Origin of the sequence: Dyadobacter luticola, assembly GCF_005860805.1 — a bacterium.
GTDB classification, from domain to species: domain Bacteria; phylum Bacteroidota; class Bacteroidia; order Cytophagales; family Spirosomataceae; genus Dyadobacter; species Dyadobacter luticola.
The window spans coordinates 191,578-215,700 of the sequence record NZ_VCEJ01000008.1 but is presented as its reverse complement, the minus strand read 5'-3'; the positions used below and the strand labels follow the sequence as shown (position 1 = coordinate 215,700).

The window sequence follows — 24,123 nt, the reverse complement described above, 5'->3', positions numbered from 1 at the left end:
GTTTACCAGTGGATCAGTTACGTCAGAAATCGGGATTAATTGTCGTCAGGGCGCGCTTTTTCCGGATCAATGATAGTCGTCATCCGACTTACAGCCGATGCCCCGAAGAATCCGAGCGCGGCTTTGCCATTTGGATTGGTATTGACAACATTGGATTTAACATTGGAAATCGGCGTCGCAAACAACCCGCCATTTTGCGCCTGCTCCTGGATCTGGCTCAAATAATCGAATGTTTCATGGGTAATGCTGTGCAGCTCCACGCCTACATTCGCCCCGGCCGAGTACAAACTATCCGTCGTGATTGATTGCCGGATTGGCAGGATAAAAATCAACCCGTCCGACGGTGCGCCTGCGCTGAATGCAGCATCGTATGCGATGGAAATGTTCGTCGCTTTGTCCACCACAGGCTTACCATTAATCACCGGTTTGATCCAGTAAGTATCTCCTGCACCGACAAAATCGCGGGCATAAAATTCGGCGATGTAGCCTTGCCGGGGGCCTTTATCTGGTTCAAAAGGCAATTTTTCATTGGTATAAACCACTGAATCCACTTTTGGCACACGCTTCAATTCGGTGGTTGCGGTATAAATGTCGGCTTCGCTGGTAATTTTCAGCGCGTAGGTGCGGCCTACTTTTCCCATCGTGTCGGCATTGGTTTTGCCCCAGGTATAGTTGCCATTTCCGGCAAGATCTTCAAACTGGTACACTTTCCCCAGGTTATCGGTCACGGTTACAGTGGCTCCCAGCACCGGTTTCGGCGTGGTATTGTCAAAATAGGCCGAAGACCAGCTGAGCTTAATCGTCTGCGTGCCGGGCTGGTCGGTAATCCAGCCTTCGACTACCAGCTGCGTGGGGCCGGTGGCGGTATCCAGGTCGATTACATCTTCGCAACTCACAAGTGCGAAGCCGGTCAATGCAATGATAGGGTAGATGAATTTTTTGAAATTTTTGATCATGGCTAATAGCTAAAATTTGAAGTTATAGGTGACTGCGGGGATGAAATTTCCAATCACCGCATAACGAACTGCCTCTGTTTTAAGCGGTGTATCCTCATTGGCGCGGGTATACACCGAGAACGGATTGCGCCGGTTGTATACATTATATACCGAAAATACCCACTCGCTTTCCCCTACTTTGAAAAGCTTTCTCTTCGTTTTTAATGTCGCAGCAAGGTCGAGGCGGTGATAGGCCGGGATGCGGTTGTTATTTCTTGCGCCGTCATAATTGTTGCCGATCGGCCAGCCACCCCACTCGTAGCGGTTGGTCGGGAATGTAGCTGGCGTACCCGAGGTAATTGTGAAGTTCGCCGACAGCGAAAGTCGTTTTGTCAAATCATAAATCGCGACAGAAGTGAAAATGTGCGGCTTATCGAACCTGGCCGGATACCATTTACTGTTATTGATCGTCTCCACCATCCGTTCTGTTCTGGACAAAGTGTAACTCACCCAGCCGGTCAGTTTTCCTTTGTTTTTCTTTAAATAAAACTCTGCGCCGTAAGCCCGGCCTTTACCGAAAAGCAGATCTCCTGCGACGTACTGGTTCAGCAGCAGATCTGAGCCTGGCACGTAATCGATCTGGTTATAAAGCTTTTTGTAATAAACTTCCACCGACGCCTCGTAAGTATTATCCTTGAAATTTTGAAACCAGCCCAGCGCAACCTGATCCGCCTTTTCGGGCTGAATGTTTTGAGAGCTCAATGTCCAGACATCCAGCGGCGAGCTCGCTGCGGTATTCGATAATAAGTGCAGATATTGCGCCGTGCGGTTATAACTTGCTTTAATAGAAGCGGTTGAGCTGATACCCACATTAATCGAAGCGCGCGGCTCCCAGTTTCCGTAGCTTTTGATCACATCGCCCTTTTTATATTCTGTACCTGGAAAAACCGGATCTTTCCGCTGGCCTTTTACGGTTTCTTGATACTGATATTCCGTCCCCGGGCCCAAGCTTCTGAAATAGGAGTAGCGGATACCATATTGCAGGGAAATGCGGTCGGTGAGTTTTTGCTCATTTCCAATGTATAGGGCCGACTCGTCTGCATATCTCGGTTCGAGGCTGATATCGGTGTTTTCACCCTCCGAAACAGCGATGGCTTTTCCAGGGCGGGTATCATAATAAATGTATTGTCCGCCAAATGTCAGCTGGTTTTTGGGGGTAATGTAAAACGTAAAATCGGGCTTAATGCTCTTGCTGATGATCTTGGATTTCCAGTCGAACTTATCCTTTGCGTCGGGTTTGTTTTGATTTTGGCCCAAGGAATAATCGTAGTTACTGTAATAACCCGTCAGGTTCATAAAAAGCTTGTTGGAAAAAATGTGGTTCCAGCGCGCCGTAGCCGTCGCATTCCCCCAGCCGAAACCAAAATCGCCGCCGCCGAAAACATCTTTACCAAAATATCCCGAGGCGTAGAATGTATCCTTGTTGCCCAGCTGATAGTTCACTTTGGCCGTCAGGTCATAGAAATAGAATTTCGAATCTTTCAGGTCGGAGTTTAAAAATGGCTTGGCAAGAATGTCAATGTATGACCGCCGGCCCGCCACGATAAATGATCCTTTTCCTTTCGCAAAAGGCTGCTCGTAAGTTAATCTTGAAAAAATCGACCCGATACCTCCATTGATCTCCCGTTTTTTAGAGTTACCCTCCTTCATCCGCACATCGAGGATCGACGAAATCCGTCCGCCATATTGCGCCGGGATACCACCTTTGATCAGCTTCACATCTTTCACCGCATCGGGATTGAACACCGAGAAAAACCCGAAAAGGTGGGAAGAATTGTAAACCGGCGCCTCGTCGAGCAGCACCAGGTTTTGTGAAATATCGCCACCCCGTACATTAAAACCCGAAGCACCTTCACCCACGGTAGTTACCCCGGGCAAAAGCTGGATACTGCGGATCAAATCCACCTCGCCGAGCAGCGCGGGCATTTTCCGGATCGTTTTCATCTCCACTTTATTGACCGACATTTCGATCCCGCGCACATTCTCGTCTTCTTTCTGGGTCGAAATCGTCACTTCCTGCAACTCATTACTTTCGTCCGCCAGTTCGAGGCTCACCGTCTTGTCGGCATCCAAAACGACATTCTTGGTCGTTTTTTGGTAACCTATATAGCTGAAAACAAGCGTGTAATTTCCGTCGGGCAGCGTGAGCGAGTAAAATCCATACGGATTGGTCACCACGCCGGTCTCGGCTTCGCGGACATATACCGATACGCCGATAAGTCCTTCACCATTGGTAGCATCTTTCACAAACCCGCTGACGGTGTGTCGGCTCTGCGCCAGGGAAGTCAGGCTCAGGAAGAGGAACATACAGAACGCTGAGTACTTTAATAGTTTTATTTTCATGGGCTTTACTTTTGATTACTTGAAATGTGCTGGTTTTGTGGACGGATATTCGCTGCTTTTACTCAGTTAGCTGGAACAAAATTGAATTTTTTCCATTTTAGCAGTGACAACTTAGTTGACGCTTCCCCTCAAAAAATTTCCATTAAATATTTCCTCACTGATTTAACGGCGGACAAAGCACGTGTTAATGAGCCGGATATAACAGAAAAAAATGATGAACTGGTTAAAAAAGGGAATAAGTGGCCTTCGCTTTAAAATCAATCACCGACCAGCCCAATGGTATTTTTTTAGGATATTTTTGAAACTTCACTTTCGTCCTCACAGGCAGCGAGCATTTCGGAGGAATTTTTTTTCAGGAAGGGATTGATAAAATTGGGAGCGATTTCGGCAAGTGGGATTAATGTAAAACGCCGCTCGGAAATGCGGGGATGCGGTAATGTGAGCCGGGCGCTATCAAGAATAAGATCATTAAAATAAAGTAAATCAATGTCGATCACGCGGGCGCCCCAGCGTTCGTAGCGGACACGTCCGAGCTCGTGCTCGATGTCGAGAATGTTCCTTAAGACTTCTTCCGGCGCCAGTTCTGTTTCAATTTCAATTACCTGATTCAGGAATGCAGGCTGGTCGGTGATACCCCAGGGAGCAGTTTCGTAGACTGACGATTCTTTAACAAGCGGGCCTACCTTTTCCTCGATCATTTGTCTCGCCGATGTCAAAACCGCAAAACGATCGCCGAGATTAGAACCCAGAAGCAGGAAAACATTTTCGTGAAGTGGCATGCTGCGGAAGTTGATCAGTGATATCCACGAAAAAAAGGACTCCCCGATGTAGAGAAGTCCTTTCCGATTTATTCGTAAAACTTTTTAGAACGTAAGTGTTCCTTTGTCGTATGCTTTTTGGATGGTTGCCTCAACACCATTTTTATTGATGGTACGAAGCGCAGAAGTTGCCACTTTCAAAGTTACCCACTCTCCTGTTGAAGGAAGGAAGAAACGTTTCTTCTGCAAATTCGGGAAGAATTTACGTTTTGTTTTATTGTTAGCGTGTGAAACGTTATTTCCGACGCGTGTTCTTTTACCTGATATTTGACAAACCTTAGCCATAAACTTGCAATTTTTCCAAATGAGGGTGCAAATATGCTGAATTAATTTTTTTAGAGCAAACAACGACGGAATAAATTTTCAAAAAAGCTTGATTACCACCGCATCCTGAACCCTACGCCGTGCACATTATCAATCTTGATTTCCGGATCGCCGGACAAATATTTGCGCAATCTGGATATAAAAACATCAAGGCTGCGACCCATAAAATAATCGTCGTCACCCCAGATCGCCTTCAATAATTCGTCGCGGCGGATCACCTGGTCGGGACGCTCGGCTAGGTATTTCAATACCTCCGCTTCCCGGAATGTCAGGTTTTGAGAATTACCATTTAAAGCCAATGTAAGCTTCTGAAAATCAAATATATACTTGCCAACTTTGCTGGCGTCGGCCTTTGTGGCAGCTGGCTGGTCCGACTTACTTCTTCTCAGAAAAACATCAATCCTGAGCTTCAATTCTTCAATGCTGAAAGGTTTGGTCACATAATCATCCGCGCCCAGCCGCAAGCCTTTGATCTTGTCTTCCTGTAATGACCTGGCTGTCAGGAATAAAATTGGTACCTGACTGTCGGAACTGCGGATTTTTTCGGCCAAGGTGAACCCGTCCATTTTCGGAAGCATAATGTCGAGCACGCAGATATCGAAATGTTCTTTTCCAAAAAAATCCAGCGCCTCAGCCCCGTCGCTGGCGTGAACTACCTCGTAGTCATATTGTTCCAGGTTATCTTTTGTGGCAAAAGCGAGATTGGGATCGTCTTCCACATATAAAATTCTTTTTTTCATGCCGCTTGTTTCTGGGGTATCGAAATTTTGAATGTACTTCCTTTTCCGAGCGTGCTTTGGAGGTCGAGCCGCCAATGATGCGCCCGCACGATTTGCTTGACATAGCTCAGCCCGATCCCGAAACCTTTCACATTATGCACATCGCCATATGGAATGCGGAAAAACTGGTTGAAAATCTTTTTCTGATATTCCGGCGCAATGCCGATGCCCTGGTCCTGCACTTCGATAAACAAGCATTTGCCTTTATTATAAAGTGTAATCGACACGTCGGGCGTATCGTCGGAATACTTTAACGCATTGTCTATCAGGTTGGTAATCATGCACCTGAAATGGAAAGGATCGGCTTCTATCAGATGATTGCCCGCACTATTCCGGAAGTTGATTTTTCCTTCAAAAGGCGAGAGGATCGATCGGATCATTTCGTCTGCATCCACATTTTCCTTTTGTAAATGCAGCGCATTTCGCTCAGCCTTCGCCATCGAAAGCACCATTTCAACCTGTCCCTGCAACCTCGAAATTTCATCCTGCACGATCTGAACATACCGTTTATGACGCTGCGGTTGCGCGGTAATTTGCTCCGTATTCAGTACGTCAGCCGCAATCCGGATCGTCGAAATCGGCGTTTGCAGCTCGTGGGTCATGTTATTGACAAAATCGCGCTGCACTTCCGAAAGTTGCTTTTGCCTTAAAATCACAAAAAGCGCATAGGCAAAAAAGGAAACCGCCACCAATACGAGGATCGATGACCAGATAGCACCATTAATGCTGCCCGCGAAATACGTTTCCTGCTCCGGAAAACGCACACCGAAATAGTACGGATACTTATCGGTTTTGACCCAATTAGACGTTTTCGTCGGGATTTTTTCACTGTTTTTGGTACTCAGCGACATCCCGTACCGCATCCGGTTGGTGGTACAGTCATAGATACCGATTTCAAAATCAGTGATCAGGTTATGTTTCTGAAAACTGTCTTTGATAAACATTTCAAGCAGTTCCGGCTGCGTGGTCGCATTGGTATTTACCAGAAAATACTCTGGAGAAAGCTGGTCTACCGGGTTGGTAGTTTGCATTACGCCATTTACCGCCGCCAATTTGGCCGCCACATCCTGCAATGCGACGTGGGCATTCTGATTAAACTGCCTGTGTCGGAGATCCAGCGCCTGTTTTACCCAAAAAATCTGCGTAATCACCACGCCGATAATGAGCAGCGCGGAGAAAACAGTCAGCGATTGAATGGTACGTCTTGACATTTAAACTTTTAACAATTCATGAATAATACCGTACCAAGCCTTCCAGCGGTGATTTTAAAATATTTCCAGCCGTCAAACCCTGATTTTTCAGCACGGTGCGCAACGTATCCTGATAATGATAAGCGATCGAGCCGGTGAAATGCACGGGGTACTTTTCCGCGTCCTGATGCTTTAACACATATTTTTTGATAAAAAGCCCAAATGCATCGCTGACTAGGTTTTGAATGTGCTCATGCTGTCTGTTTTCAGCTATAAATCTGGAAAATCCAGCAAAGTAGCGGTTTGGATACGGTTGTTTATAAGCATGATCCAAAACGGTCAGCCGGTTGATTTCCGGATAAGCCGCCGCGAATTTTTCATGCAGATCGGTGGGCAGGTCATTTTGCAAATACTGCACGACCAGCGTTTTTCCTAAATATGATCCGCTGCCTTCATCGCCCAGCCAAAACCCAAGCGAGCCGATGGACTTCACGATTTTTTCACCATCATAAAATGCATTATTAGCACCGGTCCCTAAAATGCAGGCCAGACCAGCCTCACGCCCGCACAAACCTTTCGCCGCACCCAGCATATCCGAGGCTATTTCCACGAACCCGGCAGATTTAACACAATGCAGCAAAGCATCATAAACCGGCCTGCTCGATTTTTCATCCGCGCAACCCGCTCCAAAAAAGTGAATTCCACTGATATCCCCCTGAATGTAAGGTACTACTTGTTCCTGCAAAACAGGAATAATTTCCTCCGCCGTCTGATAAAAAGGATTGATACCCGCCGAAGAAAACTGGTGCATTTCAGCGTTTGGCGTGAGTAATACCCAGTCGGTTTTGGTAGATCCGCTGTCGGCGATTAATGTCGATTTGAATGTCATGATGCGCTATCTGCCTTCGGGTTTCAAAAGTTTTCCGATCACATTGAACCGCTCAAAAACCTTGTCCGTATGCGGGGCGTCGCCCAGCTCTTTGGTCAGGTCCTGGCCAGCCCAATGTTCGTAATGGTGGCCGTTGCGCCATAAGCGTGAGGCGCTTACGTCGTAAATGATGCCTTTATAGGCACACCAGATCTCCTCCCGGTCCTGCCCGTTCCGAAGTGCCAGCTGTGCCCTTGTGTATTCTTTCATCCGATGCTTTTTGCGGGCAATTTAGCGATAAGGCCTTTTACGGCTGAAATTAAAAACGATGTTGGGCGAATATTTTGATAATAAGACTAAAAAGTAAGAACTTGGCGTTCTGTAAGAAATTCATGGAAAAAGAAATATGAAAAAAAGTTACTCTCTGATTTGGTGTACATTATTGGCACTCACACTATTTGTAGCAGGCTGTAAAACGAAAGTAAAGCCGGTTTCCGAACGTATCGCCAAAGCCTGGACGGCAGAATCAGTGAAGCATGGCAGCACGGTGGTTTATACAAGAGGCGGATCCAGCAACACAACACCTGCTTATTCCAATTTCAGGTTAACATTGACCAATACTTCCGGTACCAAAACTGTTTCTTTGACAGAATTTGACGGAAATACTTTTACAGGAACGTGGGACTTGAACGGTGATACCAAATTGGTACTGAGCGGCTTAACCCCGCAGCCAACCGGATCAGGAGGAACAATTGAATACACGATCACTTCCCTGGAAGACGCCAAAGTGGTATTGACACGTCTGACTGCCAGCCCAAAAACAGGCGGTACGATCAACGAATACACATTGACAAATCCATAGATTTTTATCTTTTTTATATCAAGAGCGAAGCCATTTCTTGCGGGAAGTGGCTTCGCTTTTTTTGGCTAATTTTGCACCATGGAAACAAGAACTGAAATAAGCAGCCTGGGAGAATTCGGGCTGATACAAAGAATAAATAAAGCAACAAAAACAACACTACCTGATACGATAACCGGGATCGGCGACGATGCCGCGGTGATCGATACCGGCGAAGAATACGGCCTGCTTACTTCCGATATGCTGCTGGAAGGCGTACACTTCGACCTAACCTTTTTCCCGCTCAAACATTTGGGTTACAAAGCCATCGCCGTGAATGTGTCAGACATTGCCGCGATGAACGGTATCCCAAAGCAAGTAACTGTGAATGTGGCATTAAGCAACCGGTTTTCCGTCGAGGCAGTGGACGAATTGTATGAAGGTATCCGCATTGCCTGCAAAGATTTTAATGTGGACCTGGTCGGCGGCGATACTTCCTCGTCACGCTCGGGACTGATGATTTCGGTAAGTGTTTTTGGAAAAGTAAAAAAAGAGAAAGTAACCTACCGCAGCACCGCAAAACCGAATGATCTGCTCTGCGTAACCGGCGATCTGGGCGGCGCTTATCTTGGTTTGCAGCTCCTGGAAAGGGAAAAACAGGTATTTCTGGCCAATCCGCAAATGCAGCCCGAGCTCGAAGGCAAGGATTATGTGGTGCAGCGCCAGCTGCGTCCCGAGGCCAGAATGGATGTGATTTATGAACTAGCGGAAGCAGGTGTCATCCCGACTTCCATGATAGACGTTTCCGACGGACTTGCCTCGGATTTGCTGCATATATGTGCCCAGTCAGGCGTTGGTGCGGTCGTTTTTGAAGAAAGATTGCCGATTGACGAGCAGACTTTTCTGGCGGCTTCGGAGCTGAACATCGGGCCAGTGACCGCTGCGCTGAATGGTGGGGAGGATTACGAATTGCTCTTTACGGTTTCCCAGGCGTCCTACGAGCTCATCAAGAACAATCCGAAAATTACTTTCATCGGCTATATGACGGATAAGCGGGATGAAATTGTGCTGCATACCAAGGCCGATAGCCGCGTACCGATCACGGCGCAGGGTTGGAGCTGACATTTTCCAGATCGATTTTCAGAGAGGCATGACCCGGCGGTCGTGCCTTTTTTGTTGGCCGCGCAACCTTGCGAAAACTTCGGTCGTATTCTGGTCAGTTCAATTCATCTCTAACAATAATTTTAAAAATCCCATGAAAGTTTTCTCAATTTCCCGTATGCTGGTGGCGATGGGATTCCTGATGTCGGTCAGTATTGCCTGCTCCGATGACGATGATAACACCACTCCTGATCCCGTTGTTGTGCCCAATGATGTCCAGCTCAAAGATGCCGGGACGCTGGGCAAAGTCCTGACTGACAAAGACGGAAAAACATTGTATTTCTTTACCAAAGACGTGGGCGGGGTTTCGGCATGTACAGGCGGCTGCCTCACTACCTGGCCGATCTTTTCTGCTCCCGCTACCGCGAAAATTGATGCAGGTTTGAATGCGGCGGATTTCAAAACGATCACCCGCGCAGACGGCGCTACCCAGACTACTTACAAAGGCTGGCCGCTGTACTACTACAAAGATGACGCTGTGGCAGGGGATACCAAAGGTGAGGGCGTAGGCACGCGGTGGTATGTGGCCAAAACCAAATATACCGTCATGCTGGAAAATTCGCAGCTGGTAGGTTTGGACGGAAAATCGTACAAAGCGGACCTGACAGAAGGTACCGGCGAAACGCAATTCCTGGTAGATAGCCTGGGCAGAACATTGTATGCTTTCGCGAGGGATTCGTCAGGAATTAACAATTTCACAACCAATGATGCGACACACGATGCAAGCTGGCCGATTTATTCTGCGGAAATTTCTGACCTTCCCTCAGCATTAAACAAGGCGGATTTCGGCAGCATTACGGTTTTTGGTAAAAAACAATTGACTTACAAAGGCTGGCCGCTGTACTATTTTGGACCAGACGCGATGACTCCGGGCATGACAAAAGGAGTGAGCGTTCCAAAACCGGGCGTATGGCCGATCGTCAACAAAGATTCACCACTTGCGCCTAAATAAGCCGACTTGTTACAATTGAGTTTAAAAGTGGTGATGCGTGGGGCGTCATCACTTTTTTATTTGCCCCAGTCGGCCACCAGTTCTTCAAATAATTTTTGCAAAAACAATGTACGTTTTCCAGCTAATCCATCTTGTACTGGCAAATCGCCGATCTGCACGACGGGCATCACCCACTTGGTCGTGCTGGTGGTAAAAATTTCGTCGGCAGTGACTACCTCCTTGTAAGTCACCGGCCTTACTTCGATCTCGAAATGCGGCTGCGCCAGTTCCAGCACAACGCGCCGGGTAATGCCATTCAAAATGTTGCGGTCGGAGGTAATCAGCTTATCTCCCTGGAAAATGAAAATGTTGCTCCGCGTAAGCTCACTGACTTCGCCGTCTTTGTGAAAAAGCAGGTCGGCGGCTTGCTGGCGCTTCATTTCGTCGGCCATCAAAACCATGTGGACGTAGTTGGTCGTCTTGATTTCGGGCAGATCGCGGACATATTCATAAGGAATCACCTTGATGCCTTTTAATCTTCCGGCCGGGTTATCTTGCGGCAAGGCTTCCGTCCGGATCAAAAAATTAGGCTCCACAACATTAACACTATCCGGCGCATAGCCGCCCGTCAGCACGAACCGGAATGCCACTTCCTGCTCGCCACTCATCGCAAAAAGATCCGCCAGAATTTTCTCCGTCTCCTGTTGTGAAACCGACAAAGGCAATTTCAGTAACCGTGCCGAGTTCTCAAACCGCTTCCAATAATCATCCCATCGAAAAGGCAACCCATTATAAGTCCTGAAATAATCGAACAAACCATAGCCCCGCAGTAATCCGAGGTCGTTGGTTTTAAAGATACTTTGGTCGATGGGGAGGATTTCTCCGTTGAAATATTGGTGGAAAGGCATTGCGGTGTGTTTTTAAGCTAAAATTTGATTGCGCTCAAAGTTATTGAAGATATCAGTTAATTTTAGGCCTCTTTCAAAAGTCCCTTTGCTATTAGCCAGGAATGAATAAACCAGAACATTTGCTTCAAATCCTTCAAAATGAGTTTGAAAATCATTCTTATGGCGAGGAACCTGCTGAGTTGTATGAGCCTATCCGGTACATTATGTCGCTGGGTGGCAAGCGTTTCCGGCCGCTGCTGACATTGCTGGCTGCCTCCATTTACTCCTATGATTTGTCGCTTGCGCTGAAACCGGCGATGTCGGTGGAGGTTTTTCACAATTTTACATTGATGCACGACGACATTATGGACCGTGCGCCACTGAGACGCGGCAAGCCGACCGTGCATGAAAAGTGGAATGCGAATACCGCGATTTTATCCGGCGACGTCATGCTGATCCGCGCTTATGATCTGCTGCTGGACATTCCGAAAGACCAGTTTCGGCAAATTTTGCATCGATTTAATCAGACTGCGGCGGAGGTCTGCGAAGGCCAGCAACTGGACATGAATTTTGAAACCCGCAGCAATGTTACCGAAGAAGAGTATATTGGCATGATCCGCCTGAAAACCTCGGTTTTGCTGGGATATGCGCTGGAATTAGGTGGGATTTTGGGTGGAGCAGATGAAGAATCCGTTCGACTACTATATGCTGCGGGAGAAAATATGGGTCTGGGCTTTCAGCTAAAAGACGATTTGCTGGATGTTTTTGGTGATCCTTCCAAATTTGGAAAACAGGTAGGCGGCGACATTATTGCCAATAAAAAAACCTTCCTGCTGATCGAGGCGCTTACTAAGGCAGAGGGAACATTGAAAACAGAACTGGAAAAGTGGATCGCGCTGGAAACTTTTGACAATGATGAGAAAGTGGAGGCTGTCAAAAAAATTTATGAAACACTTGGTATCAAGGAGTTTACGGAACAAAAGATCAACGAATATTTTGCGCGCGGACTGGCTAGTCTGCATGCTTTGAAAGTGGAGAACAGCCGTAAAGAAGCATTGCTCACATTCGTGCAGCAGCTTGTGGAGCGGGAGAAATAAGAACTTTAAATCGCTAAAAATTTATGTCAATTACCCTCATACTGGTCATTATCACCTCGGGAATCAGTTATTACGCATTCAATAACTACGGGTTCATGGATAAAATGATTTTTAACCCGTACCGTGTTGCCAAGAAAAACGAGTACTACCGCTTTGTCACCTCAGGCTTTGTCCATGCCGATTTCGGGCACCTGATCTTTAATATGCTGAGCTTGTGGTTTGTAGGTGAAGGGATTGAGCGGCTTTTTGGAATGTTGTTCGGCGCCAGCGGGACTTTTTATTATCTGGTGCTATATATTCTGGGAATCGCCGTGGCTGATTTACCAACATTCTTCAAACATAAAAATAACTCCAAATACAACTCGCTAGGCGCTTCCGGAGGCGTTTCTTCGGTACTTTTCGCTGCGATCCTGTACGCTCCGCTGATGAGTATCTGCCTTTATTTCTTCATCTGTATGCCTGGGTTCATCTTTGGCCTACTCTACCTTGCCTACTCATTTTGGGAAGGCCGGCGCGGAATGACCTACGTGAACCACAGCGCTCACATGTATGGGGCGATTTTCGGATTGGTATTTATGGCGCTGGTTTATCCATCATCCGTGCCGCAGTTTTTCGAACAGATTTTAACCTGGCGGCTATTTTAATTCCGCGAGCACAGTCACACTCCCGACTGTCTTATCCTGCAAATTAACTTTGATTTCGGCATCGAGCGGAACGAAAATATCTACGCGTGAGCCGAATTTGATAAAGCCCATTTCGGTGCTTTGCTCCACTTTATCGCCTTCCTTAATGTACCAGCGAATGCGGCGGGCAGCGGCTCCGGCAATTTGACGAAACAAAATATCAATACCTTCCACAGTACGAATTACCACCGTAGTACGCTCATTATCAGTACTTGATTTTGGATGCCAGGCTACCAGATAGAGTCCTGCATGATATTTAAAATACTGAATAACCCCACTTACCGGGTTCCAGTTGACGTGCACATTCAGCGGCGACATGAAAATGCTGATCTGCCTGCGAGGCCCTTTAAAATATTCATTTTCAACCACCTCTTCGATTACAACCACTCTCCCATCGCAGGGTGCGACGATCTGCCGGTCGCTCTTATGCACATTCCTGGCAGGAACCCTGAAAAATTGCGCGAAAAGAAAAAAGATGATAATGCTGCCAATCAGGACCAATCTGGGAATCCAGTGACCATCGGGAAGCAGATAATGTATGCCTAAATTTATAAGTATCAGAATAATAGCAGTAACTACCAAAATCGTAAATCCTTCTTTATGCAGTTTCATGGGCTTTGGGGTACTTTGGAATTAGATGTCGGGTCATTTTTTGTCATTGTAGTCATTTATTGTCAGGTGTGGTCAGGTATTGTTTTGAATTTAAAAAAACAACACCTGACCACACTTGACTATTCCTAACAACAAATGACTATCAATGACCACAAATGACCATTAAAAAAATCACTTTTCGTACGTTACTCAATCACAACACATTCCCCATTCTTCACTTCCTGCTCCACTTTTTTGAATTTCACGTCGCGTAGGATGCGGCCGTCGCGGTATTGGACGGAGACTTTTTGGTTGCGGTCAGCGATTTTGATTTGGCGAACCGGCTGAGCCTTCGTGGTCGATTCAGGACGTGCGTAGTCGCCGGGCATGTCTGGTTCCAGATCGAAATCTTCTTCACGGTTGGTATGCAGCTCTGGCGCTGGTGCAGGTTTACGTACTGTCTGGCGGACTGCCGTAGCCGGAACCGCTTCTTCCTGAGGGATATCCGCTTTCATCAAGAAAGAGATCATATCAAAATTCACCTTGCTCAGGAACCGTTTAAAAAGCTCAACAGATTCGAATTTATAGATCAATAAAGGATCTTTCTGCTCGAAAACCGCATTCTGCACGGACTGTTTCAAATCGTCCATTTCGCGCAAATGTTCCTTCCACTCCTGGTCGATCAGTGATAGCACGATCGCTTTTTCCATTTCGTGGGTGATTTCCTTGCCTTCGTTGTCGAGTACCTTTTGAAGGTTTACAACCACGCCAGCCTGACGGATACCATCGCTAAACGGTACCATAATTTCAGAAATCGTCGCGCCACGCTCCGAGTGGATCGAACGAAGTACTGGCAATGCTTTCTGAGCGATCGCATTATTTTTTTCCTGGTACTGCTTCTCGGCAGCTTCGTACAATTTCTGCGAGCGGTCAGAAGGTTTCAACGAACCATACTCCGATTCACTAAAAGGCAGCTCCATGCCCAATGTGGTGATCGCAGCCAGTTCCAGCTCGGCATAGGTGCCTGCGGTGTTCACCAGCTCGTCGCTCACATCATATAATGTGTTGGCAATATCAACTGCCAAACGTTCCCCGAACAGTGCATTACGGCGGCGGGTGTAAATCGCATCCCGCTGGTAGTTCATCACGTCGTCATATTCCAGAAGACGTTTACGCATGCCAAAGTTGTTTTCCTCCACTTTTTTCTGAGCGCGTTCAATCGATTTTGTGATCATGCTGCTCTGGATCACCTCGCCTTCTTCCAGCCCCATCCGGTCCATCACCTTCGCCATCCGGTCAGAACCGAACAGACGCATGAGGTTATCTTCCAGAGAAACAAAAAATTGCGATGAACCCGGGTCACCCTGACGTCCGGAACGACCGCGCAACTGTCTGTCGACGCGGCGGCTTTCGTGACGCTCGGTACCGATGATTGCCAAACCACCCGCTTTTTTGGATTCAGGCGTCAGCTTAATGTCGGTACCACGACCAGCCATGTTGGTAGCGATGGTCACAGTACCCGGCTTACCGGCTTCGGCCACCACCTCCGCCTCGCGCTGGTGCTGCTTGGCATTCAAAACCTGGTGTTGAATCTTGCGAAGCGTCAGCATCCGGCTAATAATCTCGGAGTTTTCAACCGAAGTCGTACCCACAAGTACCGGCCTTCCGGCTTCCACCAGCTCGACGATTTCGTCGGTTACTGCATTGTATTTCTCACGAACTGAGCGATATACCTTATCTTCCTGGTCTTTACGGACGGCGGTAACATTGGTTGGGATCGACACAACATCAAGTTTGTAGATTTCCCAGAATTCACCTGCTTCCGTTTCGGCCGTACCGGTCATACCGGCCAGCTTGTGGTACATCCGGAAGTAATTTTGCAGGGTAATGGTCGCGTAAGTTTGCGTGGCGTCTTCCACGCGTACGTTTTCCTTGGCTTCGATCGCCTGGTGCAACCCGTCGGAGTAACGGCGACCGTCCATGATACGGCCGGTTTGCTCGTCCACGATCTTTACCTTTCCGTCCATGATCACGTATTCCACGTCTTTTTCAAAAAGCGTAAATGCTTTCAAAAGCTGGTTTACCGTGTGGATACGGGCTGTTTTTACAGAATAATCACGGATCAGCGCTTCTTTTTTAATGACGCGGTCGTGCTCATTCAATGTAGTATCCTTTTCAATTGCGTCCAGATCGACGGCGATATCAGGCAGGATAAAGAAATTGGTTTCTTCCGATTCCCCGGTCAGGAAATCGATCCCTTTTTCGGTTAATTCAATGCTATTGTGACGCTCGTCGATGGTGAAGTAAAGCGGCGCGTCGGCAACCGGCATCAGCTTCTGGTTTTCAGCAAGATAGATCGATTCCGATTCCTGCATTAAAGCCTTGATACCCGATTCGCTGAGGTATTTGATCAAAGGCTTATACTTCGGCATACCGCGGTGTGCGCGGAACAATGCCAATCCACCTTCTTTTTTATCCCCGGAAGTAATTTTCTTTTTGGCATCATTCAGAAAATCCATCGCCAGTTTTTTCTGGGCTTCCACGATTTTCGAAACGCGGGGTTTTAATTCCAGATATTCCTGCTCATCGCCGCGTGGAACCGGCCCGCTGATGATCAAAGGCGTACGTGCATCATCGATCAAAACGGAGTCAACCTCATCGACCATCGCGAAATGGTGCTTGCGCTGAACCAGCTCCTCAGTAGTCCGTGACATATTGTCACGCAGGTAATCAAAACCAAATTCATTATTGGTACCATACGTCAGATCCGCTTTGTAAGCATTTCTTCTGGCGATGGTGTTGGGCTGGTGGCGGTCGATACAATCGACGCTCATGCCGTGGAATTCAAAAAGAGGCGCATTCCACTCGGCATCCCGTTTGGCGAGGTAATCGTTGACGGTTACAATGTGTACGCCGCGGCCTGCGAGTGCATTAAGGAAGGCAGGCAGGGTTGCCACAAGCGTTTTACCTTCACCCGTTGCCATTTCGGAAATTTTACCCTGGTGCAAAACAACACCGCCTATCAGCTGCACATCGTAATGCAGCATGCTCCATTTGATCGGCTGGCCAATTACGTCCCAGGTTGTATTCCAAATGGCTTTATCGCCGCTGATAGAAATGTGCGATTTTTTTGTAGCGATTTCCCGGTCAAAATAGCTGGCGGTTACTTCGATCTGATCATTATCCTTGAATCGGCGGGCGGTATCTTTTACGATCGCGAATGCTTTTGGAAGAATTTCCAGCAGAACTTTTTCAAGCTCCTTGTTCCGGTCCAGTTCCAGTACATCTATTCTTTTAAAGATCGCTTCTTTATTATCAACATTGGGTTCATCGGCGGCTTGCTGTCTCAGACCTGCAATCTGGTCGTCGATGGATTGAAGTCTGCTGACGATCAGTTGTTTTAAATCTTCGCTTTGGGCGCGAAGTTCGTCGTGTGATAGGGAGGCCAGCAATGCGTATTCGGCATTTACTTTATCAACATACGGGACGAGTTCTTTTAAATCCCGCTCTGATTTTGTGCCAAACAGCTTTGAAAATAATTTAAACATGATTTTAATGTATGTTTTTAACCGATCAATTTCTTTAAAAAATATTACGCCTGCCGCCCTCTAAATGTCAGATTGTCAGCAAAGCCGTAATTTTCAGTAGCCAAAGGTAATTCATTGCGAATAGTATTGCGCAACATCTTTCAGAATCCTAATGCGCTTCTAATTGCGGATTCTCCTTACTTCTATTTTCCAAAAGCAAAATTAACCCGTTCTACCGGCATTCAACCGCTTATAAAGAAAAGTTGCCACTACTATGCAATGCCTAGTACCTTTGATTCATCAAAAGAGAAACAAAAACAGATATAGCCATGAACCACAATAGATTATTCAGAAACACAAGCAACAAAATGATTGGTGGCGTTGCCTCAGGACTTGCAGATCACTTTCAGATCGACGTTTCGATCATCCGCGTTTTACTCGTGATGGCCATTTTTATCCCAATCCCTTTCCACGTAGGTTTGTTGTATATCATCTTATGGATTGTGATGCCCGACATCGCCAAACGCCCTAAAACATGGGAAGAAAGTAAAATTCCTTCATAAAAAATTCATTATTCCATCAGCAAATTGGTAGTTACAAACCGCCGGAAAACAAATTCCGGCGGTTTGTTGTTTTAGGCATATTCGCTACTTTTACCAATAGTATGTTTGCATACTATCAGCGCTTATCCAATCATTTTCATCTGACTAAATTCATCAAAAATGAATGCTTATATCGTTGCTGGATACCGTACTGCTGTCGGAAAAGCGACCAGGGGCGGGTTTCGTTTTACACGTCCCGACGACCTCGGCGCGGCGGTTATCAAACATTTGCTGGAAAAATTACCAACACTCGATCCTGCGCGTGTCGATGATGTGATCGTCGGAAATGCGGTGCCGGAAGCTGAGCAGGGAATGCAAATGGGCCGGTATGTAGCTTTGCTGGCGCTGCCTAAAAATGTTTCCGGGATAACCATTAACCGATATTGCGGCTCCGGTGTAGAAGCGATCGCGATGGCTTCGGCGAAAATACATGCCGGGATGGCCGACTGCATCATTGCCGGCGGGACAGAATCTATGTCGCTGGTGCCTACCATGGGCTGGAAAACAGCATTGAACTACGAAATCGCGCATACCAATCCGGACTACTACCTCAGCATGGGACTTACCGCCGAACAGGTAGCGAAGGATTTTAATATATCAAGAGAAAAGCAGGACGAGTTTTCCTATCAATCTCATCAAAAAGCTTTGCGGGCGCAAAAAGAAGGCTGGTTTGCAGATGGCATTGTTCCCGTAACTGTAAAGGAAACCTATTTTGACGCTGCGTCCGGCAAGAAAAAAACCAAGGAAACGGTGATTTCGCAGGATGAAGGCCCGCGGGCGGATACCAGCGTAGAAGCATTGAACAAACTAAAACCGGTTTTCGCGGCGGGCGGCAGCGTCACAGCCGGAAATTCTTCCCAAACTTCCGACGGCGCTGCGTTTGTGGTTGTCATGTCGGAAAGGCTTGTGAATGAGCTGAATCTGAAACCGACCGCGCAAATGTTATCTTACGCGACGGCAGGTGTTGATCCGAGAATTATGGGGATCGGGCCGGTAGCGGCTATTCCGCTGGCATTGAAACAGGCAGGTTTAAAACTAGAAGATATTGAGCAAATTGAGCTGAATGAGGCTTTTGCAGCCCAGTCGCTGGCGGTGATCCAGGAGCTGGGCATTGATCCGGAAATCGTGAACCCAAATGGCGGTGCCATCGCTTTGGGACATGCATTAGGCTCTACCGGCGCCCGACTTTCGGTACAGCTCATCAATGAAATGCAGCGCAGAAATCAGAAATATGGCATGGTCACAGCCTGCGTGGGCGGCGGCCAGGGTGTTGCAGGCATCTTCGAAAGGCTTAATTAAGGCCGTAAGGTAATAAAATCACTTATTTCTTTGTCTCGCCGGAAGAGTTGCCCTTCTTCCGGCGAGATTTTTTATTTTTGCCCATTCAACGTGCACGCGCCTTTTCATGGATGTATCCATCATCATTATCAATTACAGGTCCCCGCAGCTTATTATCAATTGTTTAGGTTCCGTTTACCAATTTACGTCCGGGGTAACTTTCGAAGTGATAATTGTTGACAATGATCCTAAAAACGGCGGCGGCGCGACCGTCCGGGAAGCTTATCCCGAGGTTCGCTGGGTAGATATGGACTGGAATGCCGGCTTTGGCATTGCCAATAATGCCGGGATGGCGATCGCAAAAGGCAAGTACTTTCTCCTTTTAAATGCGGATACATTAGTAACTGACAATGTGATCGGACGCTGCTTCGACCGCCTCAACCAGCGCCAGGACATTATCGCCTGCGGCGCGCTCCAATATTATGCCGACGGCTCCCCGATGCCTTTTTACCAGAGTTTTAACGATTTCCGTAGAACGTTTTTCATTTTACCTCCCGGCCCGACTGTCGAAAACGTTGTGAAACGCTTTTATCCCGAACCCAAATATTCCGACCCTGATCAGTATGATTGGTTAGTGGGGGCTTTTATTTTTGTCAGGCGCGAGGGTTACGAGAAAACAGGCGGGTTCAGCAGCGACTTTTTTATGTATGGAGAAGACGTGGAATGGTCGGGGCGGCTGGGGAAACTGGGCAAGCTTTGTATATTCAAAGACTGCACATTCATCCATCTTGAAAATGACAATCCTTTCCGGCGCACCAATATTTCATGGATCAACCGGTTCAGCACGCAGATGCAGGTTTCTAATTTTTTGTGGGTCAGAAAACAGTACGGCGCTTTTCAATACCTCCTGCTGATCGCACATTATCTTTTCATGATACCCATCGTTTTTGGCTGGCGGATTTCTTTTAACATTAAAAATGGCGATAAACCGTTATCTCAGCTGCGCACGCAGAAAATTTATCTGAGAAAAACCGGTGTGCTGCTGAAATATTTCTGGGACACATTATTTCTTAAAAAAGGCCTCTACAAGATCAAACCACACGAAAACATCGATTTGCTAACTGCCTCTTCATGAATCACAACAAGAAGAAAATCCTCTTTTTCACACCCTATGCTACCCGAACAGGATCAGAAATGATGCTGCTGTACATTTTACAGAAAATCGATCGCTCGCGTTTCGACATTGGTATTGTCAGTTTTGCAAATGGTGAGCTGCTGGCCGATTTCCCCGACGACATTCCGGTTTTCATTGCCCCGCGGAAATTCACGATTTTACAAAAAATATCTTTTCATATCGGGGTAAACCCCACATTGAAATACCTGCGCAAGCTCGCGCGGGAATTCAAAGCCGATTTTTGGTACGTCAACACCACCATGATCCCTGAAACGATCGTCGTGGCAAAGGAATTTTCGATCCCCGTGATCACGCATTTTCATGAAATGCCTTTAACCTACGCCTACCTTAGCGGCCCTGATTTTAAAAGCATTGTCGATTATTCACATTTATTGATTGGTTGTTCCAAAGCCACTACCGACGCGATTTCTGACGCGGGTGGTAAGAATGTAGGCCTTTTATATTCCTTTATCAATCCGGCGCCGGTCAAAACACATAATGCACGAACGCTGGAATTGAAGCAAAAACTGGGCATTCCGGAGAAAGCATTTGTGTGGGTTTTGTCCGGCATGATGTCGGAAAGAAAAGGTTTTGATATGCTGCCCGACATTGCGGAAGAGCTGAATGACCCGAATGTGCACCTGATCTGGGTCGGCGCGAAAATCGACGACGGGATGGTTTATTATACTGAACAGCGCTGCATGAACTCCCGCTCAGCGACCAAAATTCACCTGGCGGGCAAACAAAAAGAGGATTATTATAATTATCTTAACACGGGAAACGGGTTTTTGCTCACCTCACGCCAGGACCCATTTCCGCTGGTGATGATTGAAGCCGCGTTGCTGGGAAAACCCATTGTTTCGTTTCCGTCTGGCGGAGTTTCCGAATTTGTAAAAGAAGGAATGGGTGTGGTTACCGACGATCTGAGCGTGAAACAAATGGTACGGGCCATGCGGTCGGTTATGAGCGGTGAGATTGCGACGGACAGCGCGAAAAGTATTGAGATTGCAAGTCAATTCAACGTGGAAAATGGTTATAATGAGTGGATTAAATTAATTGACAAAAACAGTTAGCATGCATAATTCTACAAATGTTTTAAATTCTTTAACCAGGATTTTACTTCTTGCCGGTTGCTGGATTTGCTCTTTTTTACCCCTTTCGGCGCAGCCTGAACAGAAAACAACAGAAGTAGATTCGCAGCGCTATCTCGCGCTGATGCTCCTCAACCTGACTGATCCGGACAACATTGGCCCCGAACCTGACCTCATAAGAACTGCCGCCAATTATGGCATGAATGCCGTTTACATTACCATTCCCTGGGATAAGGTTTATTTCAATTCACCTTCCGAAACCCCTCAGTGGGCGAAGTACGATCAACAGATCAAAATTGCGACGGACCTCGGCATGAAAGTGGCGCTACGGATTCACTTGGGCCGTCATACTTCGCGGATCAAAGGCTTCTGGGAAGTTTCCGACAGCCAGTTCAGCCACTCCAACCTGCCCCTCATCAGCGGATACCTCGATACTTTTTTTGGTTTTGACAATCAGCCGATTGTAGATAAAGGAGCGGCTTTTGTGAAGGAAACCATCGAACATTATAAGTATTTGTCCACTGCCAAAAAGCTGCTCTACGTCTCAGTTACCAATACTTCCACCCAGGAGGGCGAATATCCCAGCGGGCTGATCGTAAATGGCAGGGAAACGGCGGCTGTTTATGATTATTCCAAATCGATGACGACAGGCTTCCGGGCATTTTTGAAAAGTCATTATACCAAAATCCAGCGCCTGAATTATCTCTGGGGCACAACATTCAAGACTTTTGAAGAAGCAGGGCCGCCTGCAACTGGCTGGGAACCAACCGAATCTTTCCGCCAGCGATATGGTAAGGACTGGTACATTTACCGGCATCAGGTCTTCAAAAAATACATGGAGCAAATGATCTCCGCCGTGAAATCCGTCGATCCGTCGATCAAGTTTGTGGCGGATTACGGGTCTATTTTCGATGGTGCCTCGGTTGTGAGAGGTACGCAGGGATACAAAGATCTGAATGCAAAAGCAGATGGAATTAAAGTAAATGATGATTTCTCAACAGATCATCGGTGGTCGGTGGACCTGATCAAAAGTGATGCGCCGGCGTCATTTATCACTGCCAATGAGCTTTTTGTCAACTCCTATATTGACAACAATGCACATGCGAAACACATTAATGATTGTTTTTCTAACGGTGCCAATGTGATAGCTGCGGTTGTGTCGACGATTGATCAGATGACACGGGCGGAAATATTTCTAAGGCCTGCGGCATCAACTTGGCTCAATTCGCCAATACCGACAATTACTTACTCAGATACAATCAGTTACCGGCTTTCTGCGGCCGTTGAAAAAAAGGGGGCGCTGGCCGTTATTTACGATGAATGGGCCAAGCGTGCGTACGCAAATCCTGCAAGCCCGAAGCCCGTAGCCGTGCGTTTGCAGGAAGATTTACTTTCTCCCGATTACTGGAAAGATGCCTCCAATTATTCTCCCTACGTTTTCCGGCCGGTACCGATGCAGATCATTGCGGTCAACAGGGATTTCACCTACAAACTACCGATCGATACATTCTCCGACGTCGACGGTACAATCGTAAAATTGGAAGTGGGCTCGCTGCCATCATGGTTGCAGTGGGATGGAGTGAATTTGCGGGGAAGGCCCAATGCGCTGGGCGATTACCGCATTACGGTGAGAGGCATTGACGATGAGGGCGGCTCGGCAGAAGCATTTTTCACGGTCCGGGTGGATACGCGGGAGAATGCCAACAAACCGCCGACCGTCGATAGTAATTTTTCCAACCAGATGGTGGCGATCAACAAGCCTTTCAGCATTGCTATCCCCACCGGCGCATTCAAAGACAGCGATGGCTCGATCACCAAAATCGAAGCTACCGAGCTCCCTGCCTGGATCAAATTCACAAACGGAACTCTGACTGGCACACCGACGCAGTTGGGCGAATACCGCATTATCCTGAAAGCCTACGACGACCTGAACGCATTCGTAGAAACTTATTTCACGATCCGCGTCGTGGAGCCGCAATTCCTGAATGCGCCGCCTTTTGCGAGCAGTAATTTGCCGGTGAAATATGCGCAGATTAATATGCCTTTCAACTACATTCTGCCTAATAATATTTTTGGAGATACCGATGGGTACATTTCGTCGATTTCTGTTGTAAACAGGCCTTCCTGGCTTGATTTTTCTCTTAATGTCTTCTCAGGCACGCCTACCGAAGAGGGGGAATACCGATTGATTATCAGGGCTTATGATAATGGCGGGGCTTACGTTGAAATTCCCTTTATCATTCTTGCGCAAATTCCCGAGCTGCGTTTTGAACTTGTAAAAGGCGGCAGCAAAGTGGATCAAAGCGTGATCCGGAAACTGGACGGTGACGATATTCTGGCCTACGATTCACTGCCCTCGCTGCTAAACATTTATGCCTACGGAAACTTTGAATATGATAATGTTACCTTCGATTTGAATGGTCCATACCGTAAAAGGTCGACAACGAAAGCATTCCCTTATGCGCTTTACGAAAATGAAAGCGGCTTCGCGCCCTATGTCGGTAATTACACCTTGACGGTCACTGCCTCAAAAGAAGATTCTGCGATTGTGACCAATTCTATCCAGTTCAGCATTTCTTACAAAGGTTCTGTCAACATTACCAAGGATATGCAGGACTGGGCATTTTATCCTAATCCGGTCGAAGAGATTTTGAATGTCAAACTCCCTGAATCCCAGCCCGCTGATAGTTTATCCTATGAAATTTTCACGGCATCGGGCAAGCGGATACCACTTGCTACCAGCTACGTCGTGGCGTCGGACAATCTGGCGAACATTGATCTGACGGGCCTTGGGTTACCTTCTGGCATTTACTTTGTCCGTGTCGAAAGCAATGGTGAGTTTTTGAAACAATTCAAGATTTTCAAGAAGTAAGACGCCAACCCAGCTACATTTTAAGTATGGCATGCGTGCATCATACACGCCGATAATTTATATTTGTCTGGCGT

The 24,123-nt window shown here is 47.1% G+C and carries 21 protein-coding genes; 10 read left to right on the top strand and 11 right to left on the bottom strand.

All coding sequences use genetic code 11. From position 1 onward, the window contains the following. Nucleotides 1-35: 35 nt before the first annotated feature. From FEN17_RS24710 to FEN17_RS24675, 8 genes are all read right to left on the bottom strand, one after another. Nucleotides 36-956, bottom strand: a complete 921-nt coding sequence (locus FEN17_RS24710; RefSeq protein WP_138368092.1) for a DUF4249 domain-containing protein — start codon at nucleotides 954-956, stop codon at nucleotides 36-38. A gap of 9 nt (nucleotides 957-965) precedes the next feature. Continuing rightward, entirely contained in the window at nucleotides 966-3,338 is a 2,373-nt protein-coding gene (locus tag FEN17_RS24705) for a TonB-dependent receptor (RefSeq protein WP_138368091.1), read from the bottom strand. Between the two features lie 287 nt (nucleotides 3,339-3,625). After that, a complete protein-coding gene (gene folK, locus FEN17_RS24700; RefSeq protein WP_138368090.1) occupies nucleotides 3,626-4,117 on the bottom strand; it encodes a 2-amino-4-hydroxy-6-hydroxymethyldihydropteridine diphosphokinase in 492 nt (163 codons plus the stop codon). 84 nt (nucleotides 4,118-4,201) lie between these two features. Next, nucleotides 4,202-4,441 (bottom strand): 50S ribosomal protein L28, encoded by a 240-nt coding sequence (rpmB, locus tag FEN17_RS24695; RefSeq protein ID WP_138368089.1) that lies wholly within the window; start codon nucleotides 4,439-4,441, stop codon nucleotides 4,202-4,204. 92 nt (nucleotides 4,442-4,533) lie between these two features. Continuing rightward, nucleotides 4,534-5,220, bottom strand: a complete 687-nt coding sequence (locus FEN17_RS24690; RefSeq protein WP_138368088.1) for a response regulator transcription factor — start codon at nucleotides 5,218-5,220, stop codon at nucleotides 4,534-4,536. Further along, nucleotides 5,217-6,470, bottom strand: coding sequence for a sensor histidine kinase (locus FEN17_RS24685; RefSeq protein ID WP_138368087.1), 1,254 nt, complete (start codon nucleotides 6,468-6,470; stop codon nucleotides 5,217-5,219). The genes FEN17_RS24690 and FEN17_RS24685 overlap by 4 nt, the downstream gene beginning before the upstream one ends. Before the next feature lie 16 nt (nucleotides 6,471-6,486). Next, the gene (locus FEN17_RS24680) at nucleotides 6,487-7,338 is read right to left on the bottom strand and encodes an N-acetylglucosamine kinase (RefSeq protein WP_138368086.1); all 852 of its coding nucleotides are present in this window, start codon (nucleotides 7,336-7,338) and stop codon (nucleotides 6,487-6,489) included. 6 nt (nucleotides 7,339-7,344) lie between these two features. After that, nucleotides 7,345-7,587, bottom strand: a complete 243-nt coding sequence (locus FEN17_RS24675; protein WP_138368085.1) for a cytochrome b5 domain-containing protein — start codon at nucleotides 7,585-7,587, stop codon at nucleotides 7,345-7,347. Between the two features lie 136 nt (nucleotides 7,588-7,723). Here FEN17_RS24675 and FEN17_RS24670 point away from each other — a divergent pair, with 136 nt between their 5' ends. The 3 genes from FEN17_RS24670 (at nucleotide 7,724) to FEN17_RS24660 (ending at nucleotide 10,268) form a co-directional block, all read left to right on the top strand. Beyond that, nucleotides 7,724-8,179, top strand: coding sequence for a hypothetical protein (locus FEN17_RS24670; RefSeq protein WP_138368084.1), 456 nt, complete (start codon nucleotides 7,724-7,726; stop codon nucleotides 8,177-8,179). A 78-nt stretch (nucleotides 8,180-8,257) separates the two neighbouring features. Then, on the top strand, nucleotides 8,258-9,277 hold the full coding sequence (gene thiL / locus FEN17_RS24665; RefSeq protein WP_138368083.1) for a thiamine-phosphate kinase: 1,020 nt from the start codon (nucleotides 8,258-8,260) through the stop codon (nucleotides 9,275-9,277). A gap of 133 nt (nucleotides 9,278-9,410) precedes the next feature. Continuing rightward, nucleotides 9,411-10,268: a hypothetical protein gene (locus FEN17_RS24660; protein ID WP_229208981.1), complete on the top strand. Its 858-nt coding sequence runs from the start codon at nucleotides 9,411-9,413 to the stop codon at nucleotides 10,266-10,268. Nucleotides 10,269-10,324: 56 nt separating this feature from the next. On the opposite strand, the gene FEN17_RS24655 is transcribed toward FEN17_RS24660, so the two are convergent. Further along, nucleotides 10,325-11,155: an aminotransferase class IV gene (locus FEN17_RS24655; protein ID WP_138368082.1), complete on the bottom strand. Its 831-nt coding sequence runs from the start codon at nucleotides 11,153-11,155 to the stop codon at nucleotides 10,325-10,327. 101 nt (nucleotides 11,156-11,256) lie between these two features. On the opposite strand from FEN17_RS24655, the gene FEN17_RS24650 reads away from it, so the two are divergent. Together FEN17_RS24650 and FEN17_RS24645 are read left to right on the top strand one after the other, a co-directional pair. Next, on the top strand, nucleotides 11,257-12,231 hold the full coding sequence (locus FEN17_RS24650) for a polyprenyl synthetase family protein (RefSeq protein ID WP_138368081.1): 975 nt from the start codon (nucleotides 11,257-11,259) through the stop codon (nucleotides 12,229-12,231). Between the two features lie 23 nt (nucleotides 12,232-12,254). Then, entirely contained in the window at nucleotides 12,255-12,875 is a 621-nt protein-coding gene (locus FEN17_RS24645; RefSeq protein ID WP_138368080.1) for a rhomboid family intramembrane serine protease, read from the top strand. On the opposite strand, the gene FEN17_RS24640 is transcribed toward FEN17_RS24645, so the two are convergent. Both FEN17_RS24640 and secA read right to left on the bottom strand, forming a co-directional pair. Beyond that, a complete protein-coding gene (locus FEN17_RS24640; protein WP_138368079.1) occupies nucleotides 12,867-13,526 on the bottom strand; it encodes a phosphatidylserine decarboxylase family protein in 660 nt (219 codons plus the stop codon). The two genes, FEN17_RS24645 and FEN17_RS24640, sit on opposite strands and share 9 nt — an antisense overlap. A gap of 185 nt (nucleotides 13,527-13,711) precedes the next feature. Continuing rightward, on the bottom strand, nucleotides 13,712-17,053 hold the full coding sequence (gene secA, locus FEN17_RS24635) for a preprotein translocase subunit SecA (protein ID WP_138368078.1): 3,342 nt from the start codon (nucleotides 17,051-17,053) through the stop codon (nucleotides 13,712-13,714). 308 nt (nucleotides 17,054-17,361) lie between these two features. Here secA and FEN17_RS24630 point away from each other — a divergent pair, with 308 nt between their 5' ends. The 5 genes from FEN17_RS24630 to FEN17_RS24610 all read left to right on the top strand — a co-directional run bounded on the left by FEN17_RS24630 (nucleotide 17,362) and on the right by FEN17_RS24610 (nucleotide 24,049). Continuing rightward, nucleotides 17,362-17,595, top strand: a complete 234-nt coding sequence (locus FEN17_RS24630; RefSeq protein WP_138368077.1) for a PspC domain-containing protein — start codon at nucleotides 17,362-17,364, stop codon at nucleotides 17,593-17,595. 159 nt (nucleotides 17,596-17,754) lie between these two features. Then, complete coding sequence (locus tag FEN17_RS24625) at nucleotides 17,755-18,933, top strand: acetyl-CoA C-acyltransferase (protein ID WP_138368076.1); 1,179 nt, start codon at nucleotides 17,755-17,757, stop codon at nucleotides 18,931-18,933. Between the two features lie 106 nt (nucleotides 18,934-19,039). After that, complete coding sequence (locus FEN17_RS24620) at nucleotides 19,040-20,047, top strand: glycosyltransferase family 2 protein (RefSeq protein ID WP_138368075.1); 1,008 nt, start codon at nucleotides 19,040-19,042, stop codon at nucleotides 20,045-20,047. Continuing rightward, nucleotides 20,044-21,159 carry a glycosyltransferase gene (locus FEN17_RS24615; protein ID WP_138368074.1) on the top strand — a complete coding sequence of 372 codons (1,116 nt, stop codon included), beginning with the start codon at nucleotides 20,044-20,046 and terminating at the stop codon, nucleotides 21,157-21,159. The genes FEN17_RS24620 and FEN17_RS24615 overlap by 4 nt, the downstream gene beginning before the upstream one ends. Nucleotide 21,160: 1 nt before the next feature. Beyond that, complete coding sequence (locus FEN17_RS24610; protein ID WP_138368073.1) at nucleotides 21,161-24,049, top strand: putative Ig domain-containing protein; 2,889 nt, start codon at nucleotides 21,161-21,163, stop codon at nucleotides 24,047-24,049. Nucleotides 24,050-24,123 lie beyond the last annotated feature (74 nt).

Coding starts and splice junctions, on each gene's coding strand:
- FEN17_RS24710 (WP_138368092.1), bottom strand. CDS start 956: ATGATCAAAAATTTCAAAAAATTCATCTACCCTATCATTGCATTGACC.
- FEN17_RS24705 (WP_138368091.1), bottom strand. CDS start 3,338: ATGAAAATAAAACTATTAAAGTACTCAGCGTTCTGTATGTTCCTCTTC.
- folK (WP_138368090.1), bottom strand. CDS start 4,117: ATGCCACTTCACGAAAATGTTTTCCTGCTTCTGGGTTCTAATCTCGGC.
- rpmB (WP_138368089.1), bottom strand. CDS start 4,441: ATGGCTAAGGTTTGTCAAATATCAGGTAAAAGAACACGCGTCGGAAAT.
- FEN17_RS24690 (WP_138368088.1), bottom strand. CDS start 5,220: ATGAAAAAAAGAATTTTATATGTGGAAGACGATCCCAATCTCGCTTTT.
- FEN17_RS24685 (WP_138368087.1), bottom strand. CDS start 6,470: ATGTCAAGACGTACCATTCAATCGCTGACTGTTTTCTCCGCGCTGCTC.
- FEN17_RS24680 (WP_138368086.1), bottom strand. CDS start 7,338: ATGACATTCAAATCGACATTAATCGCCGACAGCGGATCTACCAAAACC.
- FEN17_RS24675 (WP_138368085.1), bottom strand. CDS start 7,587: ATGAAAGAATACACAAGGGCACAGCTGGCACTTCGGAACGGGCAGGAC.
- FEN17_RS24670 (WP_138368084.1), top strand. CDS start 7,724: ATGAAAAAAAGTTACTCTCTGATTTGGTGTACATTATTGGCACTCACA.
- thiL (WP_138368083.1), top strand. CDS start 8,258: ATGGAAACAAGAACTGAAATAAGCAGCCTGGGAGAATTCGGGCTGATA.
- FEN17_RS24660 (WP_229208981.1), top strand. CDS start 9,411: ATGAAAGTTTTCTCAATTTCCCGTATGCTGGTGGCGATGGGATTCCTG.
- FEN17_RS24655 (WP_138368082.1), bottom strand. CDS start 11,155: ATGCCTTTCCACCAATATTTCAACGGAGAAATCCTCCCCATCGACCAA.
- FEN17_RS24650 (WP_138368081.1), top strand. CDS start 11,257: ATGAATAAACCAGAACATTTGCTTCAAATCCTTCAAAATGAGTTTGAA.
- FEN17_RS24645 (WP_138368080.1), top strand. CDS start 12,255: ATGTCAATTACCCTCATACTGGTCATTATCACCTCGGGAATCAGTTAT.
- FEN17_RS24640 (WP_138368079.1), bottom strand. CDS start 13,526: ATGAAACTGCATAAAGAAGGATTTACGATTTTGGTAGTTACTGCTATT.
- secA (WP_138368078.1), bottom strand. CDS start 17,053: ATGTTTAAATTATTTTCAAAGCTGTTTGGCACAAAATCAGAGCGGGAT.
- FEN17_RS24630 (WP_138368077.1), top strand. CDS start 17,362: ATGAACCACAATAGATTATTCAGAAACACAAGCAACAAAATGATTGGT.
- FEN17_RS24625 (WP_138368076.1), top strand. CDS start 17,755: ATGAATGCTTATATCGTTGCTGGATACCGTACTGCTGTCGGAAAAGCG.
- FEN17_RS24620 (WP_138368075.1), top strand. CDS start 19,040: ATGGATGTATCCATCATCATTATCAATTACAGGTCCCCGCAGCTTATT.
- FEN17_RS24615 (WP_138368074.1), top strand. CDS start 20,044: ATGAATCACAACAAGAAGAAAATCCTCTTTTTCACACCCTATGCTACC.
- FEN17_RS24610 (WP_138368073.1), top strand. CDS start 21,161: ATGCATAATTCTACAAATGTTTTAAATTCTTTAACCAGGATTTTACTT.